Origin of the sequence: Mesorhizobium sp. M1A.F.Ca.ET.072.01.1.1 (assembly GCF_004023325.1) — a bacterium.
GTDB lineage: Bacteria > Pseudomonadota > Alphaproteobacteria > Rhizobiales > Rhizobiaceae > Mesorhizobium.
On sequence record NZ_RZSF01000039.1, the window covers coordinates 1 to 22,709 of the forward strand.

Genomic DNA, 22,709 nt, shown 5'->3' on the forward strand with positions numbered 1-22,709 from the left:
TGTACTGCCTCTGCGAACGGATGTCACGCGGGCCGCAAATCCGCTATCATCAGTCGAGCGCACGACGAGGAGAAAGGCCAGTGCAGCAGCGCCTCGAGAAGGAATGGGAGCTTTCCATCCGTCAGCGAGATATCGGCCGAGGGAAAATGGCAGCCAGGTTTGCTGCCCGAAACGTTCAACAAGCTCATCCATGAGCGCCAGAACGTATCTGTGGGCTGCCCGGTTCCTTCCGCAGGACGCCGGGATGTCCTTGCAATGCATATCGCCGGCAAAGCGCCGGAACATTCGAGCTCAGCCCACGTTGGGTTCTGTTCGACCGACAGGGACACACCTCAATGGAACCCAAATCATCGCGCGATCTGCCCGGTCCTAAGCCCCGCAAGGACAAGGAACGGGAAAACCAAAAAGCTGCCGCGAAAACGCCTGACAAGACCAACGATTGGGACCGGAACCAGGTGCATGGCGAGGGCGAGAGCATCGGGATCGACAAGGACGAACCATAGGCCGATCCACACCTCAGAGCGGCGTGCAATCTGAGCCGCCCACGATGAGGCTTGCCGCCATCCCGACCATTGGAGTGCTGGCGGAGAGAGCGTCTTTCGAGTTGTCAGCTAAGCGTCAGCAGGCTGAGCCAGATTTGCGGGTCGGTTATCATCTTCGCCCTCCCTTCGAGCACCCAGTTGCATTTGGTTCTGGCTTGACCCGGCGGCGACGATGAGCAGCACCGATCGCATTCGCGTACCGCCACAAACCGCACCTGAAGTTTGTTTCTCAGGTGCGGTTGTTGGCCGGCTGCGGCTTAGCCTACTCTGCCGCGACTGTCGCTATCAGAGGCGACGCTTCGGGCAGGGGAGCGACCGGTTCGGCCCGCCCTTCGAGGTCATCCAGCAGTGCAATCCACAGCGAGATACACAGCCCGACCATGACGACGAGGAAGGGGGCTGCCGCGATGATCGACGCAGTCTGCAGGCCCTCCAAGCCTCCCATCACCAGCAACACGCAGGCCGATGCTCCCGCAAGGACACCCCAGAGGACGACAATGACGCGTGCGGGCTCAAGCGTGCCCCGAGATGACAGCATACCCATCACTATCGAGGCGGCATCCGCTCCCGAGATGAAGAAGATCGCCACAAGGAAGATCGCAACGAACGAGGTGATAGCAGTTCCTGGATATTGTTCGAGCAAGGCGAAAAGTGAGATGGCGGCCCCCTTGGTGTTAACGGCCTCGACAAGGCCGCCGACCCCCACCAGTTCGGAGTGCAGCGCGGTACCGCCCATGATGGTGAACCAGAGGAAGGTCACGCCGCTCGGGATGAGCAGAACGCCGATGACGAATTCGCGGATGGTCCGCCCCTTGGAGATGCGCGCAATGAAGACGCCAACGAAAGGCGCCCAGGAAATCCACCACGCCCAGTAGAAGATGGTCCAGCTGCTCAGCCATTTGCCGTCGCTGAAGGCGGCGGTGCGGAACGACATGGCGACGAGATTGGTGAGGTATTCGCCGAGCGCTTCGGTGAAGGTGTTGAGGATGAAGACGGTCGGGCCGACGACGGCCAAGAAGAGCAGCAGCGCGGCGGCGACCACCATATTCATGTTGCTTAGGAACTGGACGCCCTTGCCGACCCCTGACACTGCCGAAAGTATGAACAGCACCGACAGCACGGCGATGATCGCCAGGGCAATGCCTGTCCCCTCGCCGGTTCCCCAGAGAAAATTCAGACCGCTGTTGATCTGCTGTGCGCCAAGACCCAGCGATGTCGCGGTCCCGAATAGCGTGGCGATGAGGGCGAGAATATCGATCGTCTTGCCAATCGGTCCGTTGACGGCGCTACCAAGCAAAGGGGTGAATGCGCTTGAGATCAGGATAGGCAGGCCCTTGCGGTAGGTGAAGTAAGCGATCGCCAAACCCACAATGGCGTAGATCGCCCAGGGGTGCAGGGCCCAATGGAAGTAGGCATATTCCATCGCGATCAGCGCAGCTTCCTTAGACTGCGGGGCAGCCAGCCCGTGAGGCGGCGCGCCAAAATGGAAAACTGGCTCGGCAACGCCCCAGAACATCAGTCCGATGCCCATGCCGACGCTGAACATCATGCATACCCAGGAAACGGTGCTGAATTCCGGCAGCTCGTCGTCGGCTCCAAGCCTGATCTTGCCAAAACGGCTGATCGCCAGGAACCCGGCAAAGGCCAGAAACATCGCCGTCGAGACAACAAAGCCCCACCCGAAACCATTGATGATCGCTGCAAGCGTGGCTTTCGTCACAGTGGCGAGGCTATCCGGGGCGGCAGCTCCCCATAAGATGAACGCGGCAGTTATCGCTATGGCCGGCCAGAATACCGCCGGATCTATGCCTCGTAGCCTGCTTGTACTCGACATGCTTGACCCTCCCATATCTATTGGAACTATTTCTTCAATACTTTCCTTCGAATTGTGCGTACGCGAAAAATACTGACCTTTCTGAGGGCCAAAATCAGGGACGGCTCAGGTCGCCTCGCAATGAGAAGCTCCGGCCATTCACGTCGTTCTGGATGTGTCGGATTTGCCCCTCCCCCACCACACCCGTCAGGGTAGAAGGGCGGGAAAAGGGGATAGGAGAAAGCCGGCGAGTCAGTAGGGAACCGGTCGATTTCGGGTAGGGCAATGCCCACCCGGGCAAGGCGCGCCATGCTGCGGCGCGTCAATAACGCTCGCTGTGAAAACCCGATGTCGAGTCAGCCTGGTCGCTGGGCTTGCGCGGCGCGATGCCTGTGGACATACAAATTGCCTGGCCGAACCGGCCTGAAGCGGCAAAACTGATAACGTTGACGCCGCGGAGGGATATTTCCTGTCCAATCGTTCCTGCTGCGGCGTTTGGGCGTAGAGTTCGCGATAGCATTTGGAAAAGTGCGACGCCGAAACGAAGCCGCACTTGATAGCTACTTCGACTATGGGCACGGATGACTGGATCAGCATATGCCGTGCGCGCTCGAGGCGTATCTCCAAATAGTAGCGGGCGGGGGAGCGCCCCATCTCATCCCGGAAAAGACGCTCGATCTGCCGCCGCGACAGTCCGACTTGCTTGGCAATATCGCGTATCGATATTGGTTCGGACGGATTGGCGTCCATAAGTTCGATGATAGTCAGCACTTTTGAATTCTGAATGCCGAGCCGCGCGCGCAAAGGAAGCCGCTGGCCATCGCTTGCGCTCCGCACTCGATCGGTCAGCACCTGCTCACATACGCGACTGACGAGAGTTTCGTCGAAATCATCGCCGATCAGCTTTAACATCATGTCGAGAGCGGCGGTGCCGCCGGCGCATGTATAGTGTCTTGATCGACCTCGAAAAGGTCGGCAAACACATGCGCATTCGGAAATGCCTCGGCGAAGCCTGGCAGATTTTCCCAATGGATGGCGCAACGTTTGCCGGAAAGCAGCCCGGCAGCAGCCAGCACATGGGCGCCGGTGCAGAGACCGCCGATTGCAACGCCGCGACTATGTTCCTCGCGCAACCATGCAAAGGCCGACTTGTTCGAATATCGTTCGATGTTGGTGCCGCTGCAGACGATGACCATCGATAGCCTATCGAGGCCAGCCAACTTTCGCCGCTCGTCTTTCAATGACGTGTTTACCGCACACAACACCCCGTTCGAAGCGGACACGGGCTGCCCGTCGATACTGGCCAGCCGCCACTTGTAGGCTTCGTAGCCGAGCATCCGATTGGCTATGCGGATCGGCTCCAGCGCGGTCGCAAAGGCGACCATGGTGAAATCCGGCACCAGAAAGAAGAAGAGAGAGCGCTTGATCGGATGTTCGGCTATGTTCACTGCGGTCACGTCCGATATCGGGAACAGGATGTCGCAAATGCGCCGTCGACGCCAATATCTGCCTTGCTTGTCCCGATGAAGATACGAAGGGATTGTGGCACGTGGCTGTCGAATTGCGCACATTCATGTTCGAGAGCCGTCGCGATGCCGCAATCATGCCATCCTACCGCTACAACTGCCGAGACGCAGGTCGGCGACCTGCGCTTTCAGATAGTGGCGGAGGGATGCTGAGCGACCATTATTAGGCACATTGCCCTGGCAGCAGAAACCTGCGCTTCCGTTTTCGGGACGGAGTTATCGACAACCAGCCATGCCGGCTACCCGGCCCCATTGCAGGCAATCCTGATTGGGGCAGCCATACCGTCACCGGTCAGTGGTGTCTTGGCGGACTAAGCGGATTCGGAGCAGCTTGTTGCACAGTTCAAGGATGCTTCGGCTTTGAGGTGCCTTCCCTCTTCGCTAACAGCTTGAAAACATCATAGTATTAGGAAAATTGCTGGCGGAGAGAGCGTCTTTCGATTTTACCTCTACCGCCTTGAAATCATTTGCGTTTTTCCGTCGTGTGTTACGCAGTTTGTTACACAGCTATCACTGCGTGTCCATTGCGCCGGATAGCCCACGTCATGAGGTCGCTCAATAGTCACATGATATCAGGATCGAGATGGTAACGCTTGATCTCTATAGCCATCTCCGGCGATCTGGTCAGATTCCGAGCGCCTTTACCCAGGCTGAAACCTGCCCGTAGGCGTCCTGCTGCCATTGGTCGGGCGTGCGACCCGCAAGTAGGTCACTGTCCTCGACGAATTTGCGGACATACGTAGGGCCGAGCATCTCCAGTTCGGAGAATTTCTCCTGAATGAAATCGTAGCCCTGAACTGCTTCCTTGTACTTGAGCAGCGGTTTGCAGGCTTCGGCAAGCGCCTCGATGCCGTCGGCGTAGTTGAAGATGCAATAATAGATGTCGTACGCGTCCTTGCGCTTATCGCGCTTTGCGAGCGCATGGCCTTTCATGACGAGCAGGGCTGGTATCGAAGCGACTGCTATCTCGACCTTGTTCTTGCCTCCGCCGATCATATCACCGGTAATCGCCGTCATTTGCGGATACCGCAGCGCAAGTTCGGCGCCGTCCGCACGTATGACGGCGAACTCACTCAGGAGCGGCGGGATATTCTTTTCGATATCGGCGCCCTTGGGCATGAGGAAATCAACCACGATGTCGATTGCAGGGCCGCCATCCCTCGCCGGTACGGACCTCACAAGCTGGAAGCGCCGGTGGGTATCTTTGCGCTGCTCATAGCCAGCGTCTTTCAATGCATCGACGAGCGTCACGTATTCCCCATCCCCCAGCGCCTCAGCATCAAGCGCAAGGTCGACGTCGACCGTCCCGACATGAGGCATGTCCTCATTGTCGAGTAGAAGCCAGGGCACTCCGCCCCCCACGACCGCGAACTTCCCCTTGAAACTCCCAAGAACCTGGCCAATTTCCAGCAAAACGGACTTCACAGCCTCGGTAGTGCGGCTGGGATAGTCGTTTGCCGATTGCGGCTCGCGCGGCGTCAGCTCAGCCATGACAAGCGCTCCGTGCGAAGATGTTCGGCAGCTTCCCTGCCACGCTCGCCGGCTTGCGCCAGATCGAGATACGTCTGAACGAGACCCGTCGTGCGGATGCCGCTATGCGGTTCAATCGTGTCGCGAAGTACGCCGTCATTATCGAGTACGGTAACGACGAGGTTGTCGCCCTTGGCCGCCGGTTCAGCGCGCAGGATGCTCTGCAGAAAGGGCATCATCTCGCGCCGCGCATAAACATAGTGATTGGAAACACGGCCATAGGGCGCGAGCCACTCGGCGGCGGAGAACGATGCGAGGGCGACGCCACCTTGGGCCTCGTCAATAAGCTGCTGCGCTGCGCGTTCGAAGCCCTTACCGTGCAAGAGCGTATAATAGCGTATCACTTCGCCGGGCGGGGGCTCGTAGTTGTCGCGCCAGTTGTCGAGGACGGCGCCGGGTTTTGTGAGTTTGAAGCCGTCTTCATCGCGGCTTCCCCACTCCCGGTCTATCAGGGCCGAGGTAACATTGCTGATGTGACCAAGGCTCACGCCAGACTCTTGAGCAAGGTCGGTAACCTTCCAGGTGCGGTTGGGATGGAGCAGAAGCACCCGCAGGACCTGCGCGGACTTTGGCTTGAAGAGCGAGCGCAGTTCCCGCTTGATCACCTGCGGCCGCGACAGTGACTCGCGTTCGATGTAGATGCCATCGAAGGCGATGCGGCAATTGCCCTCCAGGTCGAGGTAGTGGACAGCGAGCTCGCGGCACGTCTTACGCGCATCCCTTGAAAGGTAAGGTGTGACGAGGATGGGCACCGCGCGGGGGCCGAATTGGGTTGCGGCGGCGCGAAGGTTCAAAGCGGCGTCCCGCACGATTCGTGGTTGGCCGGTTGATTTGACTTCGCAGACAATCATCCACGATATACCCCGGGTGTTAACCTGTGCGACAAAATCGACCTCGCGTTCGAGCTCTGTCCGCTGCGTCTCTGCAGGGATATGGATATCGCTAATGATCGGAATGTCCTCTAGCACGCGACGAATGGCTTGCTGAGCGTCGACTTCTAACGCTTTCAGTGAATTATGGGTTTTCAGCATATGTTGAAAGTAGCATTTTCAGTGAAATTGTCAACGACGTTTCACTCGATTTGCCCATTTCAGCCTTTGTTGAAATGCCTCCGCATAGTGAAACAGCGTCAACTGCAGGCGCAGAAAGGCGCTGAAGGGACTCAAGGGGAAGTAAGGGGAAATTCGGTTTTCGTGCATTTGCTCAATTCCGTCTTTGTTGGTGGGCACAGCCAAACCGTCACATTCGGCGTGAAATGACGAAGCGCATTCGTCATCTCCTGGACGTTCTGCTCGCAATTTCCCTCAGCGCAGTCCTGTAGAATGAGCCCAGGAATGCGCGTCGCAGTTGCTTGTGTAAACTGCCGGAACTCACCCGACTGCTTAAGGGCCCGTTCCAGTGCGCGCTCCCACAGGTAGACGGGTTCGATTGCAATCAGGTTTCTGTCGTTGAGGCAGTCTATGGGCTCTCCTCCAAGGCTCAGACCTTTCGCCATGCCGGCACAGTACATATCCCTTCTCACCACTCTCATGTCGTCGACCCCACCTATCTCCATCGGAGAGGTGTCCCCGGCGGTGTACTTTATCGTTGCGATCTTGGCTCCGTACTTGTCTGAGTAATTCAGCAAGCAAGTATTAGGCTCTTTCGTGGCGCCGTAACCGTCATCCTTCGGCCCCATATCCCGCAGCGCCACGTTTGCAAATGAAGGCTTCTTCGGATCAACCTCAATGTCATCGAGAATCTTCTTCTGCGTTTGGATATCTATGAAATAGAAGTGCCCGGTAATGATCTTGGAATTGCTGCCTGTCTGGGAGCACATAAACTCAGGTCGCACCGTGGCGACGGATGCTCCGTCGTTCACAAGAACGGAACGCAGAAACGGAACGTGAACGAAGATTTCGTCGCCTTGGCGCGATGCCGGCGTGTCGTCGGCCCCCACGTTGATCACATCCTGTCGCAAAAACTGCATGTTTACGCTGGCCGTATCCAGCCTGAGTATTTGCAAAACATTTGTTTCCGCAGCCAGTATGAAGGCCGCGATTGCTGTGAAGGCCGCAGCCGGGAAACTGATCCAGTCTTTCAAAAACACGGCGACCTTTAGGAGCCGATCCCGTCTTATATCTCCGGCCGTCTTCTCGCCGATGTCGGATTTGCAGACAGGACAAACCACGGCAAGCTGGGGAATTGTGCTGCCGCACTTGGGACAGCTTTTCGTGCCGGGGGGATCTGGCTCCGCCGGCTTTGGGTGAGCTTCCTTCGTCATGGATGATCTCCCGGGAGAAGAAACTCTTGGACCGCTTGAAAGGACCACTTCTGGCTCTCTTCCGACAAGAGCAACCATATGCTGGAGTAGTCTTCGTCATCCCCGCCATCAGGGGCGATTTGGGTGGATCCGACGATTGCTGCCGCGAGGGCAGGTATCGATTCGTGCTGCCAGCAGACAAGAACGGGGGCAGGCTGCTTGACGATATCCTCAGCTGCCTCGCTCTCCTGCCCCTTTGAGTCGCGTGTATCCGGATCAACAAGCAGGCGTTGCGCAAGCGGCGTAATCGTCTGAATGGGCCGCCGGCTTCGACTGCCTGTCCCATCCTTTTTGACAACGCCAGAGGCCACGATCGATTTCGGAACCCGCAGTGGTGCCGGCGGGGCAAAGAAGAGCCCCGCCAGCGCGCCGGCGCGTTGCCAGCCACGAACCGTCAGCGACTTGTCATCCTCCTGGCCGAATTCGTCAACGCCGAGTGCCGGGTTGCCAGGAAGAGGCTTCTCCGCATGCCGGATGATCATGATCAGTTTGCCAGCCATGCTTCTACCCCAAAGGTTTGCTTTCCGGAGTCGGATTTCCAAGCAGGTCGGTCGGCACCAGTTGATGTTCAAAGGCGGCGAAATACGCAGTCCACCGATCGTCTGCGCTTACGAACAAAACGGCGCCATCCTGCCAGATGTCATTGTGGTCGTTGCGGTTGTCCCCTTCGCGGTGGGCAAACTGCTTTCCCGTCGATGCCTGGTTCATATGGGTGTCGTGGATGCCGCCGCCCCTGAGTAGAACCGTACGAACACATAGAGATCCAACGCGGCTTGCCTTGCTTGCTCCAAAATGCCGCTCATCGATGCTACGGGCTCGGGATGGAGGCTCCCGTCCATCGGATCACTCAGGCGCCAGCGGCCAGTTTCCGCCAGAACGTCGGACCGCATGAAATCCAACGCCGGAAGCGCGTTCCTGTCGGTCAAATCGCACTGCCCCGCCTGCGCGGCCTCGAGCGCCTGGATGATCGGGTGTCGGAAGTCGAATACGAGCTTGTATTGGAGAAGATCGTCGGAATCGTCGGTTCCGACATTTATCGCAACGTCCCACGCAGCCCCGGCAACATCTAGGGAAGCATGTAGATGGTACTGAGTCTCGTGGCCGAAAGGCTCTGCCTTGAGGACCGGCGCTCCGTTGATTTTTGCCTTTACGAAACCGTAGCTGAGGGACATGGGACGGACTCTCTTTTTGGAAAGATAGCCGAGGGCGCCGACGTAGCCTGACGTCGTGTCTACCAGGCTATCCGCGGCCGTTGGCATGGCCCTAGGTCGCCTGGCGAGGTGAAATGAGAGATGCCAAACTGCAGAATTAAGTTGGAGGAGCACCAAACCAGAAGTCGAGTTCCCTGATGCGCTGCTGGTCGTACGGTCCCGCCGGTGACTTGATTTGCCAATCCCCGTTATCGGCAAGCCCAGTCCATTTCGGCTGGCCGTTCTGCTGCTGTACAGACTGCCGCCAACGGTATTGGGCGTAGATCTCCATGATCTTGCCGGCATACTGACTTGCCAAGGCGCTGTTACCCGTGATGATCACCATATTTTCGTCGTTCACGCCGCTTGCCTTTGGCCCTAGGTTGTGAGAGCCGGTAATCACCACCGGGCTGTCGCCATAGGGATCGATCACGATCACCTTACTGTGCACCATGGCATGGGCTGTCGGAAGCTTCAGGGTCTCTTTTGCCCAATAGGAAAAGCGACCGGGTATTTCGGCGGGCAGCACCACATCCGAATTTGCATCGATCCGCTCGCCGCGGTTGAACAACACGACCGGATTCTTGGCCGTGCCGGGATTCTGATTGAGCACTCCCTGAATGTAGAGATCCGGCTTGAACGAAGGGCTCGAAGGAGAGGCAAGCTCAATAATATCGTTGAGGAGGGTGCCTCTCGGGCCAGGATTGAACATAGCAAAAAGGATACCTTGCCGGGCTGACTTGATCAGCTCTCCGCCTTGTTCAAGATCGGACCCGTCGTGCATCGGCGTGAACCAGACGGTGGTCCCCTTCGCCTTCGGCGTTGTTCGCGGCTTTGAATTGCTCTCGTAGAGCGAAGTGAGCGACTCATCCCCGTCTGTGGCGAGCACTTTCCATTGATCGAGATAGAATTGGGCGATCGCTGGACTTTCGATCAGCAGGGCGTTGTTTGCCTGCGTGCAAAGGCCGGTCATCGTCCAGTTCGTGCTGCCGGTCCATACTGCCTGAGGCGTCTTGTCGGCATCGCAGATGACCAGGAACTTGTTGTGCGCGAGAGCACGAGGAGCACTCATGCGGTTTCTGACGTCGCAGCCCGACAGAGTTGATCGCGCCGCTTCATTTTCATCCTCGCCTTTCTTCTTCACGCTTCCGTTGCCGAGTACGATGTGGGCCCGCTTTTTGAGGTCCTGAAGCAGGGGGATGAGCTCCGGGTCGTCAAGTTCGAAGAGGGCGGCGTAGACGTGCGCTTTGCCTGCTTTGGCGGACTGAAGCAGCGACACAAGCTTGTCGCGGATCGGGCCGGCGAGGAAGCGGCGAATCTGGTCATTGGGATCCGCAATTGCCTTCTTTAGCTTCGTAGTCGGTGCTTGCTCAGGCAAGGCACGGGCGAGCCATTGGCTGGCAACGATGCCGCGGTTGAAGAAGCAGCTTGCACGCCCGTCGGTTTCGGCGCCGATCTCTGCATTCTCGCTCCAGGCGGAAACAAATTCCTCGGATTCCTTTAACTTGTCAGCCGGTCCGATCATTGCTGACACACGAAAGGCAACGACGTCGCCCGGGTTCACGGCAAAATCGGCCCAAAGATATTTCTGAATTGGCCACTCCGTGGTGGGCTTGCGCGTTCCTTCGGGAACCTGAGGTCCCCCGGCAAATCCGACCCAGCTTGCTACGATTTCCTCAACAAAACCGTCGGCGTCAGCAGGCGCGACCGTGTTTGGACTGTGAGCGCTTCCAGGCGCACGTTTGATCTTCCGGCGCAGCGCAAAGCCTCTGCACTGATCGATGAAGGGACTGCGCCACGCCAAAAGCGCGCTGTCGACACCAGGATGAACGATCAACTCTATGTTCATTGCCCCTCTTCCCCGCTGATGATTTTGCCTAGCAAACATTCATGAAATTGTGACAAACGCATTTATAGTTCGCCGACTTGCCAATTACCGACGATCAAACAGTTCGCTGCTTGTCTGTAGGGAAACCAAGCGGTCTGGCTGAATTCCGCCAACACTCCCTCTAAATAAATGATTATGCTGCACAACTCTATTCGAGCGACCTGCTATCGAAGCAGAGATTGCTAGGTTCACACCCAAGTGCATGAACCATATTATTGAGCCTACTTGGAGTCAATGTACATAATAACTATTCGCATGCAGTCAACTTATAATCTCTGCACAAACTGTACGGTTGGGCGGAGCGGACAGCATAATAATGATGAGCCGGCTCAATGCCGGCAGCTGTCATCTTGCCTAGACTTCGGGTTCGGGATAGACGCTATCAGGCGGATTCAGCCGATCAACGCGAGCTCGGAGCAATCAAGAGGCAGCAAAGGTCTATGGAGTGAGCAACTGGCCGTCGCCCGAGACTGTCCTGTGCCGACCGGTCTCGCCAGCAACCAGCCAAATCCTCGCTAGCTTCTTCGTAGGTGGTCACGCCGACAATAGCCTCATTGGCTTCGACCGCGATTTCATCAGGCACGGCTGCGATTGGGGCGACGGTGACAGCATTCTTCTGCGTGATGCAGCCGTTGATCCGCCTATTCGAGACTCTCATCGATGAAGGCACGCACTAGCCGCAGGTCCGTTTTGTCTTTCGTTGTGACAACATAGGTGCCGAATTTCGCATCAAGCTCCACAACCGGCCTGCAGACGATTTCCGAACAGGGAAAGACGCTGTCCTCCAGGAAGATGCCGACTCCAAGACCATGCAAAACGGCTTCCTTCATGACGGCATAGGTAGTGGCTTGGATCACATTGGAAAATCGAACTCCGACTCGTGAACTTGCTCGAACAAGCTCCGTTTGGGTGAGAGACCCTTCTTCCGGCAAGATCATCACCTCGTTGGCTAATTCTGCTAGCGTTAGCTTCTTCCGAGAGGCCAGAGAGTGCTCGCCTCGAAGCATTGCCACCAACGGGTTTTGGTCAGTTCATTTTTGAACATTCCGGCTATGTCGTCCGGCTCGGTTACGATGGCAATGTCACCATCCCGCGCTTCTAGCCTCTGCATGGTAACGGTCCAGTTCAAGAGGTTGAATGTCACCTTAACGCCGGGGTAGCGCTGCTTAAACCTCGCGATTATCGGCATCCCGGACGAGGAGCGTTGGCGATGATGCTGAGATGGCCATCGGAAAGGCTGCTATAGGAGCTGATCTCCTCCGCCACCAGCTTTTCAATGACGTCAATCCTGTCGGTCAAAGCAGACAGTTCCTGGGCAACCTTGGTCGGGCTGCATCCCTGTTGCCGAAGTCTGGGCAGGTGCTGCTGGTAATCATAAAAGCTCAAAGCGCCGCGGCCTTCTTGCGTAGCCGCTAGGATTTGTGAATATGGTCCTCGGGGTTGTGTAGGGGATTACCATGCGTCGCGTGTGCAGTGTGGGCGTCGCTGCGTTGTTGGCAGCTGTTGCTTTGCCAGCTATGAGCTCGGCATCATCGCTTTCCGAGTTTATCCAGATCATTCAGAACGGCCAGCAAATGTCGCGGCCGATGGCTTTCAGGCCTCCGCAGTCGAATGCATTTTGGCTCGTTGTATCGAGCAGGCCGACTGAAGGAGAGGCCATCGCTCTTGCGCAATCCTATGCGCCGACATTGGGGCCGACTCTGGTCGTCCACAGCAGAAACGGAGTTTTTGCTGTCGTGGCCGGGACGCTGTACCAGGATAAGGCGAAGTCGAACCTCGCGGCTCTCAAGGAGTTGCACATCATCCCACAGGATTCGTTTCTCTCGCGCGGGGACGGGCTGGATGGACTGGTTTGGATGTCTTACCAAAGGGGAGCCTCGTTCGACTTCATAACGCAGCCGAGCTATCTGAGAGTCGTCCAAAGAATCCAAGCGGCCATGTCCAGGCTTGGCCTATATTCCGGCCCTGTCGAAGGATTGATCGGGCCCACGACGGTGAAGGCCTTCAGGGCCTACCTTGCCCGCTTCGACCTGCAGCCGGGCGAATTGCTGACAGAGTACAGCCTCGCGGAGATCGAGCGTAACGCAGGCGATGGCTTCCATAGTGACCAGGAGCGAAACGCCGCACGGGATCTCGGCTTTACGGACGCGCAGAGCTACAACGACGCAAGGTCCGGCGGCTTCACATCTGCAAGCGCATTCGCCCAGGCGAAGAGCATGGGTTTCATTACCCAGCGCGACTACGATGCAGCAATGTCGGGCGGCTTCCGCAGCAGCGACGAATACCAGCGGGCGCAGACGGGCGGCTTCACGGCTGCCAATGAATATCGTGCTGCCGTCCAACTTGGCATGCAGACTAGGGTGGAGTTGGTCGCTTACCGCGCGTCTGGGTTTTCCGATCCCGCCGCGTACCGCGATGCCAAGCAGAAGGGCTTTGCCGACAAAGCCTCCTATGACAAGGCAGAGGCCCGCAAGCTAAAGGCGGCGAGAGGCGCCGCAACGACCCTGCTTTCCGATGCCGAAACCTTTCTGAAGTTGAACCCTCAGACCTCGAATCTCGTCGAGATCGCCGGACAGGCCGCCGCGTTGAATGCCCAGGTCCAGACCGCATCCACCGATGCGCTGAACAATTCGGCGCTCAAGCTGAGCAACTTGCTGATGGCAGTGCCCGGCTACTCCGAGTTTTCGGCATCGCGGGACAAGGAGCGTGCCCAGGCGATCGAAAAGCAGAGGGCTGAAATCTTCGCGGAGCTCCAGGCCGACCGCCAGGCGCTCAAACGCTGGATGAGCAGCCATCTGACGTCGATCAAGCTTCCAGAGGTCGTGCAGGAAGTTAAGGCGCTCGACGATGTTTCCGACACGAACGACCTGGACTCGCTGACCGACGCGAGAGAAAGCGTGCGGACAATGATCGCTCGCCAAGCGCTGGCGGAGGAACTGGATACAAGCACGGCCGCTTCCAGCCAGTCAGGAAACAGCGCCAACCCAGAGAGCAACACCGCGACTTATGCGGTCACCGACTTGAACAAGGCGCTCCTCCGCGGAGCGCTGGAGGACGTGGTGGTCCTCTACAATGCGGGTCCGAAGGCGCCTTCCCTGCTGCGTACGATATCCGGCCAGTTCTCCCTGACGAAGAACCAGGCGTGGATCTGCCTGCTCGGCCCACAGAGAACGCCTGCCTTGGACAAGGCACTGCTTGGAGCTATCGACCCGCTGGGAGGAAAGGAAATAAACGTCAACTCAGACTGCGGGGCGGAAGGGCTCGAAAGCGCCGACCTCTTCCTCGTCCGGCGGAAGAGTTTCCTCGAGGCCCCGCCAACGCTTCAGGCGGCCTATCTCGAAGCGATGGAGGCCAAGACAATCCGCGTGTTCGAGCCCATCCACTTCGAGGATATAAAGGCCCGCATGGATTCGGACCAGGCGCTGGCTTTGAAGATCGCCGAAGAAGTATCGGCAGGAACGCGCGAGGGGTATGGCGGTATCCTGCTGACGAGCTCGTCAGACCGCGTCTGCAGCGTCGTCGAAGGCAACGCTGCCGTGCACGAGGCGGCCATCGGGAAGATCTCCGATTTCGTGAGCATGTCGGGAAGCACGGTGTCTTACCCGTCGATCGACAAAGCCTACGAAGACGTTCGGCACGAACGGTGCCGGGTGCTTTACGCATCGGCCACCGACCTGAAGGCCACCTCGGAAGCGCTCGCTCGCGACGGCGTACAATTCGTCTTCGCTCCGGTCTGGCTCGATAAAGGAGATGCGGCCAGCACGGCTGCCAAACTGGAAGCTGCCAAGCAGGAAGCAATCAAAGCCGCGGAGGCGAAACGCGTGGCCGCCGACGAAGAGAAAAAGATTGCAGCACAGCGCGAGGCGGACGAGAGGAACTCCAGGTCTGCCCGTCAGGCGGATCTGCGCCAGAAGAACGGGCCGGCGGCAACCGCGCTGCTGAACCTCTTCTCGGATGGCCTTAAGAGGGCCGTCCTAGGCGCTACGGACAAGGCCAAACCGTCTTCCGGGATCAATATGGAGACGCTGTTCCCTGACTTCGCCAAATGGAATGCCGGCCTTTCGCAAGACAACTGGAAGCCCACTGACGTGACCTCGGAGGTTAAAGATTACGGCACCGTCAACTGGAAGGGTCGGAACTTGGACGGGATCGTCGTGAAGGCGACGGTGAAGATGGCGAGCGCGGAGCGGGGACAGTACAAGGACGAGTGCTTCCTGTTTGGCGCCGTGGTCGATAATGAATTCAAGATGGTTCGCGATCCCTACGAGTCCAGGTGTAGCGACACTGACACTTCCGCGCATTGGGCCGTCGGACACGAGCTCAAGAGTCTTTGGGTCGCGAATTAAAGGGAGCTGACCTTGATTGGTCGCAAAGCCGGCCTGGTTGTGCTGCTTCCTAGGCCTGCCTGAGTGCGAGGACGAGCGTCAAGGATCTTTTAGGGGCGAAATTTCTGGTGCGCCAGGATTGTGGCCCGCGTTCGCTTCGTCGTGCTTGCGAAGGGAGCGCCGCGCGCTTCAGAGAGTCCGCCCATCACTTGTTTTTATGTAACCTTGACGCCGCTCGCTGTTCCAAGGACCGGGTAACCTCGGAAAGGCACGGACCGCGTATATCCGTGTTGAAAGCAGCGGTTTCCGGCCGCACTGCAGCCATTCGAGAACAGCAGATGAGCACTTCCGGCGCCTCCGACTTCCAGCAAGAGCTTGATGCGCTTTCATGTTGCCAATGAATGACCGTGATAGATATGCTTGGCTTGGATCTCGCCGCCGAGTCACAATGGATAGCACGAAATCATTCTTGATCGCAAAAAGGACTCTAAATGGCTACCGGGACGGTGAAATGGTTCAATTCACAGAAGGGTTTTGGCTTCATTCAGCCTGATCAGGGCGGCCCGGATGTATTCGTGCATATTTCCGCCGTGGAGCGCTCCGGGCTGCGGAGTCTCAATGACGGCCAGAAGATCGGTTACGAACTGGTGCAGGATAAACGTTCTGGAAAAACGTCGGCCGGCGAGCTTCGGGCGATCTGATGGGGGCTTTACCGGCTGCGCCGGTAAGTCTTACGCCTTCCACGTTGTTGAGCGGAGAAGAGCCTGCACGTGCGAGGAGAGGTCGAGTTCGCCGCGCGCCTCGATCTCTAATAGGCCTTGCCCACCTGCAGCCAATGCTGGCGCCGCGGCTGCAGGCAAGCAGAACATGTCCGAGCAGCGAGCAGCCGTTATGTTCGCGATTTTTTTTCGCGCGACTTTGCAACTTCTGACTTGGTTGCTGCTGCTGCGGTGCGAGTTCCTCGTTTCTGCTTTGGCGCCACGGTCGGTTCGGATGGCTTTCGGCCCAGGCCGGCTGCTTTTGCCAGTGCAGACCGGGTGGCGGCGTAGTTCGGAGCCACCATTGGATAATCGGCAGGCAATTTCCATTTCTGCCGATACTCATCCGGGGTGAGATTGTAGTGGACGTTCAGGTGGCGCCGCAGCGACTTGAATTTCTTTCCGTCCTCAAGGCAGACGATGTAATCCGGTGTCACCGATCTCTTTGTCGAAACCGCCGGCTCCTGCTTAGTGGTAGTCTCCGTTTCAGGCGTGCCAACCCGCTGTAGGGCAGCGTGAATATCCCTGATCAGCTTCGGGAGTTCTGGCACCGGTACCGGATTGTCAGAGACGTATGCGGAAACTATGTCGGCGGCGAGTGCTATCAGATCGCTGTTCTCTTGTGGCTGAGCGGATTCGGTCATGGTGCTTCCCTTGAGGTCCATCAGTTACAATACACCCCCATTTGTGCAGTTTGTGCAGGTGCATTGTCGAGATCGCTTTCTCAATGACGAAATCATCCGAACCGCATGAATTCCGTCGATGCTAAGCCAAATATCTCATTGATTGTTGGGGCCTCACCGCGCATTATCGCCTTGGGATGGGGCCATGGCAAAATTAGCGAACGCTGCTGAATTCGAAGTCGTGGTGCAGATTCCGCCGCGGTTCGACAAATACGTCGATGCGGCGATGCTTCGGATCCAATCGCTCTATCCTGCCTGCCGCCTCTCAAGAATTGACGGCGCGATATCCATAGGCTCGTCCGGCAGTGTTACCGAGGATCACCTTCGCGGGACTGTTCTGCACGCCCTCTATCGCGAGAAAATCTATGCGGAAACTTTGTCGATGCGTCAGGCGCTCTTCAGGGCGGTAACCGGCCGATGAACGTCTGGCCGCTGAAATTTCGCGAGACGTCGGACGGTTCGATCCTCTTTTGCGACGACGCTGGGGGTTTCTTCAAAGCCGATCACGGCTTTCTGGACCGGTATGCCGCCGACGAGCTGGCTGCCTCCGATGTGGCGTTCCTCAAGGAGGGGGGCCATGGATTCGACCGAGAGTTGGATGTCCACTGGACGTCGTTCGCCTACAGGTGGGCGCGGCGGCAGTCCAAACCGCACGAGATGAATTACGTCATTCTCGTCCCGACACTAAGGTGCAATCTCACCTGCGGCTACTGCCAAGTTTCGCGCGCTCCTGAGAATGCCCTTGGTTTCGATTGGTCGCACGAAACCCTCGAAGGAGTTCTTTCCTTCCTTGACGGCTTGCAAAGTCCGGACATCAAGATCGAATTTCAGGGTGGCGAGCCTTTGCTGCGGATCGATCTGCTGGAAGCTGTTCGGAACTTTTGCCGGGAAAAATTTGCGCGACCGCAGTTCGTTGTCTGTACGAACCTGCAAACGCTGGACGCACGTGCATGGGCTTTCCTGGACGCCGAAGATACCTTTATCAGCACCTCGCTCGATGGAGATCGCATGACCCATGAGCGTCAGCGCACCCACGACCACAAGGTTACCGAAACTTTCTTCCGAAACCTCGAGATAGCTGTTTCTTGCTATCCCGAGGGGAAGATTTCGGCCCTGCCAACAGTCGACGTTGCCAACCCGCCCGACCTCGAAGGACTTCTCGACAATTATGAGCGATACGGAATGCGATCTGTCTACCTGCGCCCGATAAACCACCAGGGATTTGCCCGGAAGCTCGATCAGGGCAGCAACGTACTGGCGCGCTGGAATCGCCTCCATTCTCAATTCATCGACGTGTTGATCGCTCGCAATCATCGGACTGGCCGCTTCATGGAGGAATACTACTTCAGCCAGTGCCTGAAGCGTGTGCTCCGCCTGGATCAGGACAATCACGTGGACATACGCAACCCCAACTTCTTCGCCTCCGACTATGTCGTTATAGATCACGATGGCCACTTCTATCCGACAGACGAGGCCCGGATGCTGTCCCGGATCGGCCGTATAGATCTCAGCATTGGCGATGTCACGACGGGGATAGACCGGGCAAAGGTCAACCTTCTCGATTCCGGAGCATTCAATCACTTCGATCCGGATTGCATCCATTGCGCCTATCAGCCGTTCTGTGGAACCGACGTCATCGATGATGTTTCTCGCTACGGCCGGGTCGACCTTCCTAGGCCCGACACGTGGTTCTGCGGCCGGCATTTGTCAGTCTTCGACAAAGTGTTCGAGGTGCTCTACCGCAAGGACGAGCCGGCCCGCGCCTCGGTAGCCGCGTGGCTCGGCGTGAACACGTGGGGCGACAGGATGGCCCCGGTGCATTCATGATTCCGCTGCGCATCAAGGTCGAGGCAAATGCTGATCGGCCCTTTGTCGTGCGTCTGCGCTCGTTCGAGGCGGGGGCGTGGAAGCAAAGCGCTGAGGAATTGAACCCCTTCGACGTGGCCTTGGAGCGCGTCGGATCGGAAGGAGCTGACTATGCGGGCGAGGGCGGCTCAATCCGAGTGCTAGGCATTGATCCTTCCAACATCGACGGGGACGTGTTGTTGGTAAATCCCCGGCGCGGGACCGCGGACCGCCTCATCCGCAGTTCCTCGCAGCACAACACCTTTCTGGTGACCGAGCGATGCGACCAGGTTTGCCTGATGTGCTCGCAGCCGCCCAAGCAGTACCATGTGGACCTGTTTCCATATTTCGAGGCTGCGGCGTTGCTTGCCCCGGAAGGCGCAATGATCGGCATTTCCGGCGGGGAGCCAACGCTTTTCAAGGCCCAGCTCTTCGGGTTTCTGGAGAAGGTCCTTGAGGCACGCCCGGACCTTTCTTTCCATGTTCTGACGAACGGCCAGCATTTCGATGAGGATGATCGGGGGCCGATGAACCGTATCGATCAGGGTAGGGTGCTTTGGGGGATTCCTCTGTATTCGAGCGACCCGGCTGTACACGACGACATCGTTGGCAAGACAGGCGCGCACGCGCAGCTCTTGGAGAATCTCGCTCTGCTATGCCGCCTCGGTGCGTCGATCGAACTTCGCACGGTGTTGATGCGCCCGAACGCTGATGGGCTGTCTCATCTGGCAAGATTTATTGCAACTGCTCTTCCATTCATCCGGATATGGGCACTCATGCAGATGGAGAATATCGGCTTTGGCCGCATGAACTGGAATGCCCTGTTCTACGACAGTTCAGAGGGCTTCGACGTAGTCGGTCAATCCATCGATTTCGTCAGAAGCCGCGGCATCAACGCCCGGCTTTATAATTTCCCGCTCTGCACCGTCCCGGAACGATACCGCCATCTGGCACCCCCCACGATCTCGGACTGGAAACGTGCTTATCGGGAAGAATGCACTGGATGCTCGTTGAAGCCCCGATGTGGCGGATTTTTCGAGTGGCATCCGCGTGATCACGGATATAGCAAGTTGGGAGCTCTCCAATGAAGAAGCGGCTTTTCGCGATTCCCTCTCTGCTCGCGGCTGGGTTCCTGCCTGTCAACGCACAAGCCTATCCGATCAAGCCAACTTTGGATGGCGACCTCGGCAAGACAAAATCGCTGTTCGATATCTTCAAGCTTGATCATATATATACCTTGGCTGGGCATAGCAGCCACAGCTCGCACAGCAGTCACGTCTCGCATTCGAGCCATCGCTCCTCGACGGGCGGTTATTCCTACATTCCGCCGTCGCCCAGCACGGCACCCAGCGAGCCCGCCCCGCTCTATAGCGCGCCATCCGCGCCAGCACCGACCTACCAGGCGCCCGCTATCGCGCCAGCGCCCGCACCGCTCAAGACGCTTCCGGGCAACGCCTACCGATTCAAGGAAATCGTGCAACAAGTCGAGTTCGCTTTGCTCGCGTTCGGCTATTACACCGGAGAGATAGACGGCGAGATGAATTCCGAACTGAGGGCCGGGCTTCAGCGCATGCAGTCAGACTACGGGCTAAAGGTAACCGGCACCATCACCCCCGAAACGCTGACCGCACTGAGGATAGAGGCGCGTTGACCGCTCAGCCGGCCAGGGGGAGGATGGCCGCCTCGCGCTTATCTATGTCGCCATTCCGAAACATGGACCATTTCCGAAAAGCGGTAGTCTATTCAGCTTTGTGATCTCGTCGCGGCGGGGCCGAGCGATCCTTGGTTTCTCCGAGGCACGTTGAAGGGCTTTAGGACGCTGGCAATAGCAGGTGGACGTCCGCCATCGAGGGAAGAGGCGCACGCCCGTCAATGAAGTCCAAGACACGGGCAGGGGGTCGGCGGCTGGCAAAACCGCCCGGGATAGCCCGCATGAACTCTTTGATGAGCTGCAGGCGGTTCCACTTCGAGTCCCTGGGCTTACAACAGTCGGCATACCGCAACGTTTCCGAGCCGCAGCCGCAGAGCTCATTGTCTTTGCACTCGCTGAGGCGATAGTGGACCTGCAGGGCAAGCGGGCTTCCAATCAGCGCATACTGCTTTCCGGGCCAGAATCCGAAGACCTCAAAGAACAATTGCCGCGCTGCCCATACGGTATAGAGGTCGAGCAGCGTCGGAAGATCGCCGCCCTCGGTCCATGCTCCGTCGTCAGGTGCGAAAGCGCAAATTGAGCCGTCCTGAAAGTTGGTGTGGCGGGGACCGATCCATTTGGGCCGACTGTCGGTCGCTGTCCAGAAGCCCCAGGCGCGGGGACCAATTCCTGATCGATAAGGGAGAGCCACGAGAAAAGTGGCTTCCCGCGTCAAGCCCGTGAGGATTGAGCTTTTGACGAGAAGCCACAGGCCGTCTTTGTCGGGGTATACCGCCAATGTCGGATACGCCTCACCGGCGCCGCTCAATTGGCTTTCGTAGGCTCGTTGAAGGTCGCAGCCGACCCGTGATGCGGGACCGGACGCCCGTGATCCACCGGGCGCCCCTTCCCGTCGGGCGGTCCTTTTCCGTGGTCTGGTTGCGGGTCTTCTCTTTCTTTGCTGTTCATCTGCTCTTTCCTTTTGCGTCTGGTGATCAACGGAGATCACACCATCGGTATGCACCCGGAGTGACCCGTTCGTGTGCAGGGCCGCGCCGATCTGCCGCAACAAAGATTCGGTCTCCGGCGCCAAAGCGACTTCCCTTGGAATCGGGGATGTGCGAGTCTGTGTCACTTGCACAGGCTGCGCTGATCTGCGCTGCCGTGTCAAGGTGTGTCATTCGCACAGGCAAAATGCTTTCGTTTGAAGAAAAACTGGTCCAAGCCGTCAAGAAGAAGCGCGATGCCGACGGGTTGAGCATTCGAGCCCTTTCGACCGCCGTAGGAGTGAGTTTTTCCACGCTTGCCCGGATTGAGCGTGGAGAGGGCCAGCCAGATAACAATTCCAAAATTCGACTGCTTCAATGGCTCGGCCCGTATGCAGACGAAGCCGGCCTCAGTTTCGACAAAGTGGCGTTTGTCCATTTTCGTGCCGGACGAAATGTTCAGTCCGGCACCGTTCGAATGCTGCTGCAAGCCGCCGACTGTCTTCGCCAATCATTGGGAAGGACGAGCGCAGCGGGTGATGAAAGCGATATCGCTGCCTACGACGCCGTAACGCTTTCGAAGGAGGAACTCGAAGAGACTGCAGAGCGGTTCCGCGCGGATCTCGGCTTGGACAAAGACAGCCCCCTCGATAGCCTTCGCCTGGAGGTCGAGGGTATAGCAGTCGTCCCGCTATCCAAGAGCAATTGCATCGACATGCGAATTGTAAAGCAACTGCGAGGTAGTGCTAGCGGCGAATGGTCGGCGATGAGCGTGCCGTTGGATTTGGAGAATGACCGGTGGGCCGTTCTACTTAACGATAGCCACACAGTGGAGCGCCAGCGTGTCACCGTGCTCGAAGAGTATTGGCACATTCTGCTGGGGCATAAGCTCACCAAAATAAGCAAGGTGGCCGAGGCCTTCGGCCGAACCTACGATGCGATCGAAGAGCATGATGCTTACTATCTCGCCGCCGCATCTCTGCTGCCCAAAGCTGCCATTTTCGAAGCCGTGGCCCAGAACCTCTCGTCAGCCCAAATAGCCGGGAACTTCGGTACCTCCTCCGAGCTGGTAGAATACCGGATAAAGCGGCTCGGCCTGTGGCGTGAGTACACCGGCAAGCAAATTAAGCTGACCCCAGGCTGAAGATGGGAGACGAGTGCTGCAGGCCATCTGGCACGGTTTCCCTCTTCAGGAACGTCAGACAGGCTGTAGTGCCGTCGTGTGTCCGCTTGCGGCGTAAGGCTGCCCTTCGCGGTCGAGCGTCCGCCTTGAAGCCTCACTGAAGTCTGCTTCCCGCCGAGTCGAAAGCTGCCAATCCGCTCGAGGCCCCATCTCGGATCGGTGGCTTCCAGGCAAGCCCCGATCTCAATTGACCCGAACAGAGACGCAAAAGCCAAGTTTGACCCGTTGGCGCACCGCAGCGAGCAAACGATCCCACGCGAAAATCTTGACGAGCACTCGTGCAGAGTTAACGGCGGTAGCGTTTTGCCCCGTCTGACCGTAAACAGAGAAGATACTGGGCAGACACGGCGCCGTCCGATCGGCTTGCGAGACGCGCGTGGCGCGGCGCAAGATTAGTGATAGAGAGAGCAAAGTGTCGATTGAACTGCGCCATCTTCGAGTTTTCCTCGCGGTCGCAAAAGAGGGCAATTTTTGGTGTACGGCAGAGCGACTGAACATTGCGCAACCG

At 57.9% G+C, this 22,709-nt stretch carries 21 protein-coding genes and 2 pseudogenes; 9 read left to right on the forward strand and 14 right to left on the reverse strand.

The window, feature by feature from the left end:
• Positions 1-192, reverse strand: a 192-nt coding sequence (locus EOA32_RS39225; RefSeq protein WP_210214820.1) for a hypothetical protein, incomplete at its 3' end; no start/stop codon positions are given.
• 143 nt (positions 193-335) lie between these two features.
• On the opposite strand from EOA32_RS39225, the gene EOA32_RS38465 reads away from it, so the two are divergent.
• Positions 336-503: a hypothetical protein gene (locus tag EOA32_RS38465; protein WP_164746634.1), complete on the forward strand. Its 168-nt coding sequence runs from the start codon at positions 336-338 to the stop codon at positions 501-503.
• A 301-nt stretch (positions 504-804) separates the two neighbouring features.
• Here EOA32_RS38465 and EOA32_RS08520 read toward each other — a convergent pair whose 3' ends face one another.
• From EOA32_RS08520 to EOA32_RS08570, 11 genes and pseudogenes are all read right to left on the reverse strand, one after another.
• On the reverse strand, positions 805-2,376 hold the full coding sequence (locus tag EOA32_RS08520; protein WP_128371468.1) for a BCCT family transporter: 1,572 nt from the start codon (positions 2,374-2,376) through the stop codon (positions 805-807).
• Between the two features lie 429 nt (positions 2,377-2,805).
• Positions 2,806-3,740, reverse strand: a pseudogene (locus EOA32_RS08525) (GlxA family transcriptional regulator); the annotation flags it as partial.
• Positions 3,741-4,505: 765 nt separating this feature from the next.
• Entirely contained in the window at positions 4,506-5,372 is an 867-nt protein-coding gene (locus EOA32_RS08530; protein ID WP_128371469.1) for a nucleotidyl transferase AbiEii/AbiGii toxin family protein, read from the reverse strand.
• Positions 5,360-6,442: a hypothetical protein gene (locus tag EOA32_RS08535; RefSeq protein ID WP_128371470.1), complete on the reverse strand. Its 1,083-nt coding sequence runs from the start codon at positions 6,440-6,442 to the stop codon at positions 5,360-5,362. Before EOA32_RS08535 ends, EOA32_RS08530 begins: the two co-directional genes overlap by 13 nt.
• A gap of 131 nt (positions 6,443-6,573) precedes the next feature.
• A complete protein-coding gene (locus EOA32_RS08540; RefSeq protein WP_128371471.1) occupies positions 6,574-7,674 on the reverse strand; it encodes a hypothetical protein in 1,101 nt (366 codons plus the stop codon).
• Positions 7,671-8,213, reverse strand: a complete 543-nt coding sequence (locus EOA32_RS08545; protein WP_128371472.1) for a hypothetical protein — start codon at positions 8,211-8,213, stop codon at positions 7,671-7,673. Before EOA32_RS08545 ends, EOA32_RS08540 begins: the two co-directional genes overlap by 4 nt.
• 4 nt (positions 8,214-8,217) lie before the next feature.
• Positions 8,218-8,421 carry a DUF2278 family protein gene (locus EOA32_RS40535; protein WP_210214821.1) on the reverse strand — a complete coding sequence of 68 codons (204 nt, stop codon included), beginning with the start codon at positions 8,419-8,421 and terminating at the stop codon, positions 8,218-8,220.
• Entirely contained in the window at positions 8,418-8,885 is a 468-nt protein-coding gene (locus tag EOA32_RS08550; protein ID WP_210214822.1) for a DUF2278 family protein, read from the reverse strand. Before EOA32_RS08550 ends, EOA32_RS40535 begins: the two co-directional genes overlap by 4 nt.
• A 136-nt stretch (positions 8,886-9,021) precedes the next feature.
• Positions 9,022-10,752, reverse strand: coding sequence for a phospholipase D-like domain-containing protein (locus EOA32_RS08555; RefSeq protein WP_128371473.1), 1,731 nt, complete (start codon positions 10,750-10,752; stop codon positions 9,022-9,024).
• 680 nt (positions 10,753-11,432) lie between these two features.
• Positions 11,433-11,804: a substrate-binding domain-containing protein gene (locus EOA32_RS08560; RefSeq protein WP_281013477.1), complete on the reverse strand. Its 372-nt coding sequence runs from the start codon at positions 11,802-11,804 to the stop codon at positions 11,433-11,435.
• Between the two features lie 166 nt (positions 11,805-11,970).
• Positions 11,971-12,177: a hypothetical protein gene (locus EOA32_RS08570; RefSeq protein WP_128371476.1), complete on the reverse strand. Its 207-nt coding sequence runs from the start codon at positions 12,175-12,177 to the stop codon at positions 11,971-11,973.
• Positions 12,178-12,248: 71 nt separating this feature from the next.
• On the opposite strand from EOA32_RS08570, the gene EOA32_RS08575 reads away from it, so the two are divergent.
• Together EOA32_RS08575 and EOA32_RS08580 are read left to right on the forward strand one after the other, a co-directional pair.
• Entirely contained in the window at positions 12,249-15,137 is a 2,889-nt protein-coding gene (locus EOA32_RS08575; RefSeq protein WP_128371477.1) for a hypothetical protein, read from the forward strand.
• A 470-nt stretch (positions 15,138-15,607) separates the two neighbouring features.
• Positions 15,608-15,817 (forward strand): cold-shock protein, encoded by a 210-nt coding sequence (locus EOA32_RS08580; protein WP_128371478.1) that lies wholly within the window; start codon positions 15,608-15,610, stop codon positions 15,815-15,817.
• Positions 15,818-16,005: 188 nt separating this feature from the next.
• On the opposite strand, the gene EOA32_RS08585 is transcribed toward EOA32_RS08580, so the two are convergent.
• Positions 16,006-16,518 (reverse strand): MucR family transcriptional regulator, encoded by a 513-nt coding sequence (locus EOA32_RS08585; RefSeq protein WP_128371479.1) that lies wholly within the window; start codon positions 16,516-16,518, stop codon positions 16,006-16,008.
• 184 nt (positions 16,519-16,702) lie between these two features.
• On the opposite strand from EOA32_RS08585, the gene EOA32_RS08590 reads away from it, so the two are divergent.
• The 4 genes from EOA32_RS08590 to hxsA are packed head-to-tail and all read left to right on the forward strand — an operon-like array spanning position 16,703 to position 20,053.
• Positions 16,703-16,978 (forward strand): hypothetical protein, encoded by a 276-nt coding sequence (locus tag EOA32_RS08590; protein WP_128371480.1) that lies wholly within the window; start codon positions 16,703-16,705, stop codon positions 16,976-16,978.
• On the forward strand, positions 16,975-18,384 hold the full coding sequence (gene hxsB, locus EOA32_RS08595) for a His-Xaa-Ser system radical SAM maturase HxsB (protein WP_128371481.1): 1,410 nt from the start codon (positions 16,975-16,977) through the stop codon (positions 18,382-18,384). The genes EOA32_RS08590 and hxsB overlap by 4 nt, the downstream gene beginning before the upstream one ends.
• Positions 18,381-19,490 carry a His-Xaa-Ser system radical SAM maturase HxsC gene (gene hxsC / locus EOA32_RS08600; RefSeq protein WP_128371482.1) on the forward strand — a complete coding sequence of 370 codons (1,110 nt, stop codon included), beginning with the start codon at positions 18,381-18,383 and terminating at the stop codon, positions 19,488-19,490. The genes hxsB and hxsC overlap by 4 nt, the downstream gene beginning before the upstream one ends.
• Positions 19,487-20,053, forward strand: a complete 567-nt coding sequence (hxsA, locus tag EOA32_RS08605) for a His-Xaa-Ser repeat protein HxsA (protein WP_128371483.1) — start codon at positions 19,487-19,489, stop codon at positions 20,051-20,053. The genes hxsC and hxsA overlap by 4 nt, the downstream gene beginning before the upstream one ends.
• A 160-nt stretch (positions 20,054-20,213) precedes the next feature.
• On the opposite strand, the gene EOA32_RS08610 is transcribed toward hxsA, so the two are convergent.
• Entirely contained in the window at positions 20,214-20,861 is a 648-nt protein-coding gene (locus EOA32_RS08610; protein WP_128371484.1) for a hypothetical protein, read from the reverse strand.
• A gap of 365 nt (positions 20,862-21,226) precedes the next feature.
• Here EOA32_RS08610 and EOA32_RS08615 point away from each other — a divergent pair, with 365 nt between their 5' ends.
• On the forward strand, positions 21,227-22,162 hold the full coding sequence (locus tag EOA32_RS08615; protein WP_189407009.1) for an XRE family transcriptional regulator: 936 nt from the start codon (positions 21,227-21,229) through the stop codon (positions 22,160-22,162).
• Positions 22,163-22,619: 457 nt separating this feature from the next.
• Positions 22,620-22,709: pseudogene (locus EOA32_RS39730) on the forward strand (LysR family transcriptional regulator); the annotation flags it as partial.

Bases quoted from the DNA above. Each gene is read 5' to 3' on its own strand.
- EOA32_RS38465 (WP_164746634.1), top strand. From the start codon at position 336: ATGGAACCCAAATCATCGCGCGATCTGCCCGGTCCTAAGCCCCGCAAG.
- EOA32_RS08520 (WP_128371468.1), bottom strand. From the start codon at position 2,376: ATGTCGAGTACAAGCAGGCTACGAGGCATAGATCCGGCGGTATTCTGG.
- EOA32_RS08530 (WP_128371469.1), bottom strand. From the start codon at position 5,372: ATGGCTGAGCTGACGCCGCGCGAGCCGCAATCGGCAAACGACTATCCC.
- EOA32_RS08535 (WP_128371470.1), bottom strand. From the start codon at position 6,442: ATGCTGAAAACCCATAATTCACTGAAAGCGTTAGAAGTCGACGCTCAG.
- EOA32_RS08540 (WP_128371471.1), bottom strand. From the start codon at position 7,674: ATGACGAAGGAAGCTCACCCAAAGCCGGCGGAGCCAGATCCCCCCGGC.
- EOA32_RS08545 (WP_128371472.1), bottom strand. From the start codon at position 8,213: ATGGCTGGCAAACTGATCATGATCATCCGGCATGCGGAGAAGCCTCTT.
- EOA32_RS40535 (WP_210214821.1), bottom strand. From the start codon at position 8,421: ATGAACCAGGCATCGACGGGAAAGCAGTTTGCCCACCGCGAAGGGGAC.
- EOA32_RS08550 (WP_210214822.1), bottom strand. From the start codon at position 8,885: ATGTCCCTCAGCTACGGTTTCGTAAAGGCAAAAATCAACGGAGCGCCG.
- EOA32_RS08555 (WP_128371473.1), bottom strand. From the start codon at position 10,752: ATGAACATAGAGTTGATCGTTCATCCTGGTGTCGACAGCGCGCTTTTG.
- EOA32_RS08575 (WP_128371477.1), top strand. From the start codon at position 12,249: ATGCGTCGCGTGTGCAGTGTGGGCGTCGCTGCGTTGTTGGCAGCTGTT.
- EOA32_RS08580 (WP_128371478.1), top strand. From the start codon at position 15,608: ATGGCTACCGGGACGGTGAAATGGTTCAATTCACAGAAGGGTTTTGGC.
- EOA32_RS08585 (WP_128371479.1), bottom strand. From the start codon at position 16,518: ATGACCGAATCCGCTCAGCCACAAGAGAACAGCGATCTGATAGCACTC.
- EOA32_RS08590 (WP_128371480.1), top strand. From the start codon at position 16,703: ATGGCAAAATTAGCGAACGCTGCTGAATTCGAAGTCGTGGTGCAGATT.
- hxsB (WP_128371481.1), top strand. From the start codon at position 16,975: ATGAACGTCTGGCCGCTGAAATTTCGCGAGACGTCGGACGGTTCGATC.
- hxsC (WP_128371482.1), top strand. From the start codon at position 18,381: ATGATTCCGCTGCGCATCAAGGTCGAGGCAAATGCTGATCGGCCCTTT.
- hxsA (WP_128371483.1), top strand. From the start codon at position 19,487: ATGAAGAAGCGGCTTTTCGCGATTCCCTCTCTGCTCGCGGCTGGGTTC.
- EOA32_RS08615 (WP_189407009.1), top strand. From the start codon at position 21,227: ATGCTTTCGTTTGAAGAAAAACTGGTCCAAGCCGTCAAGAAGAAGCGC.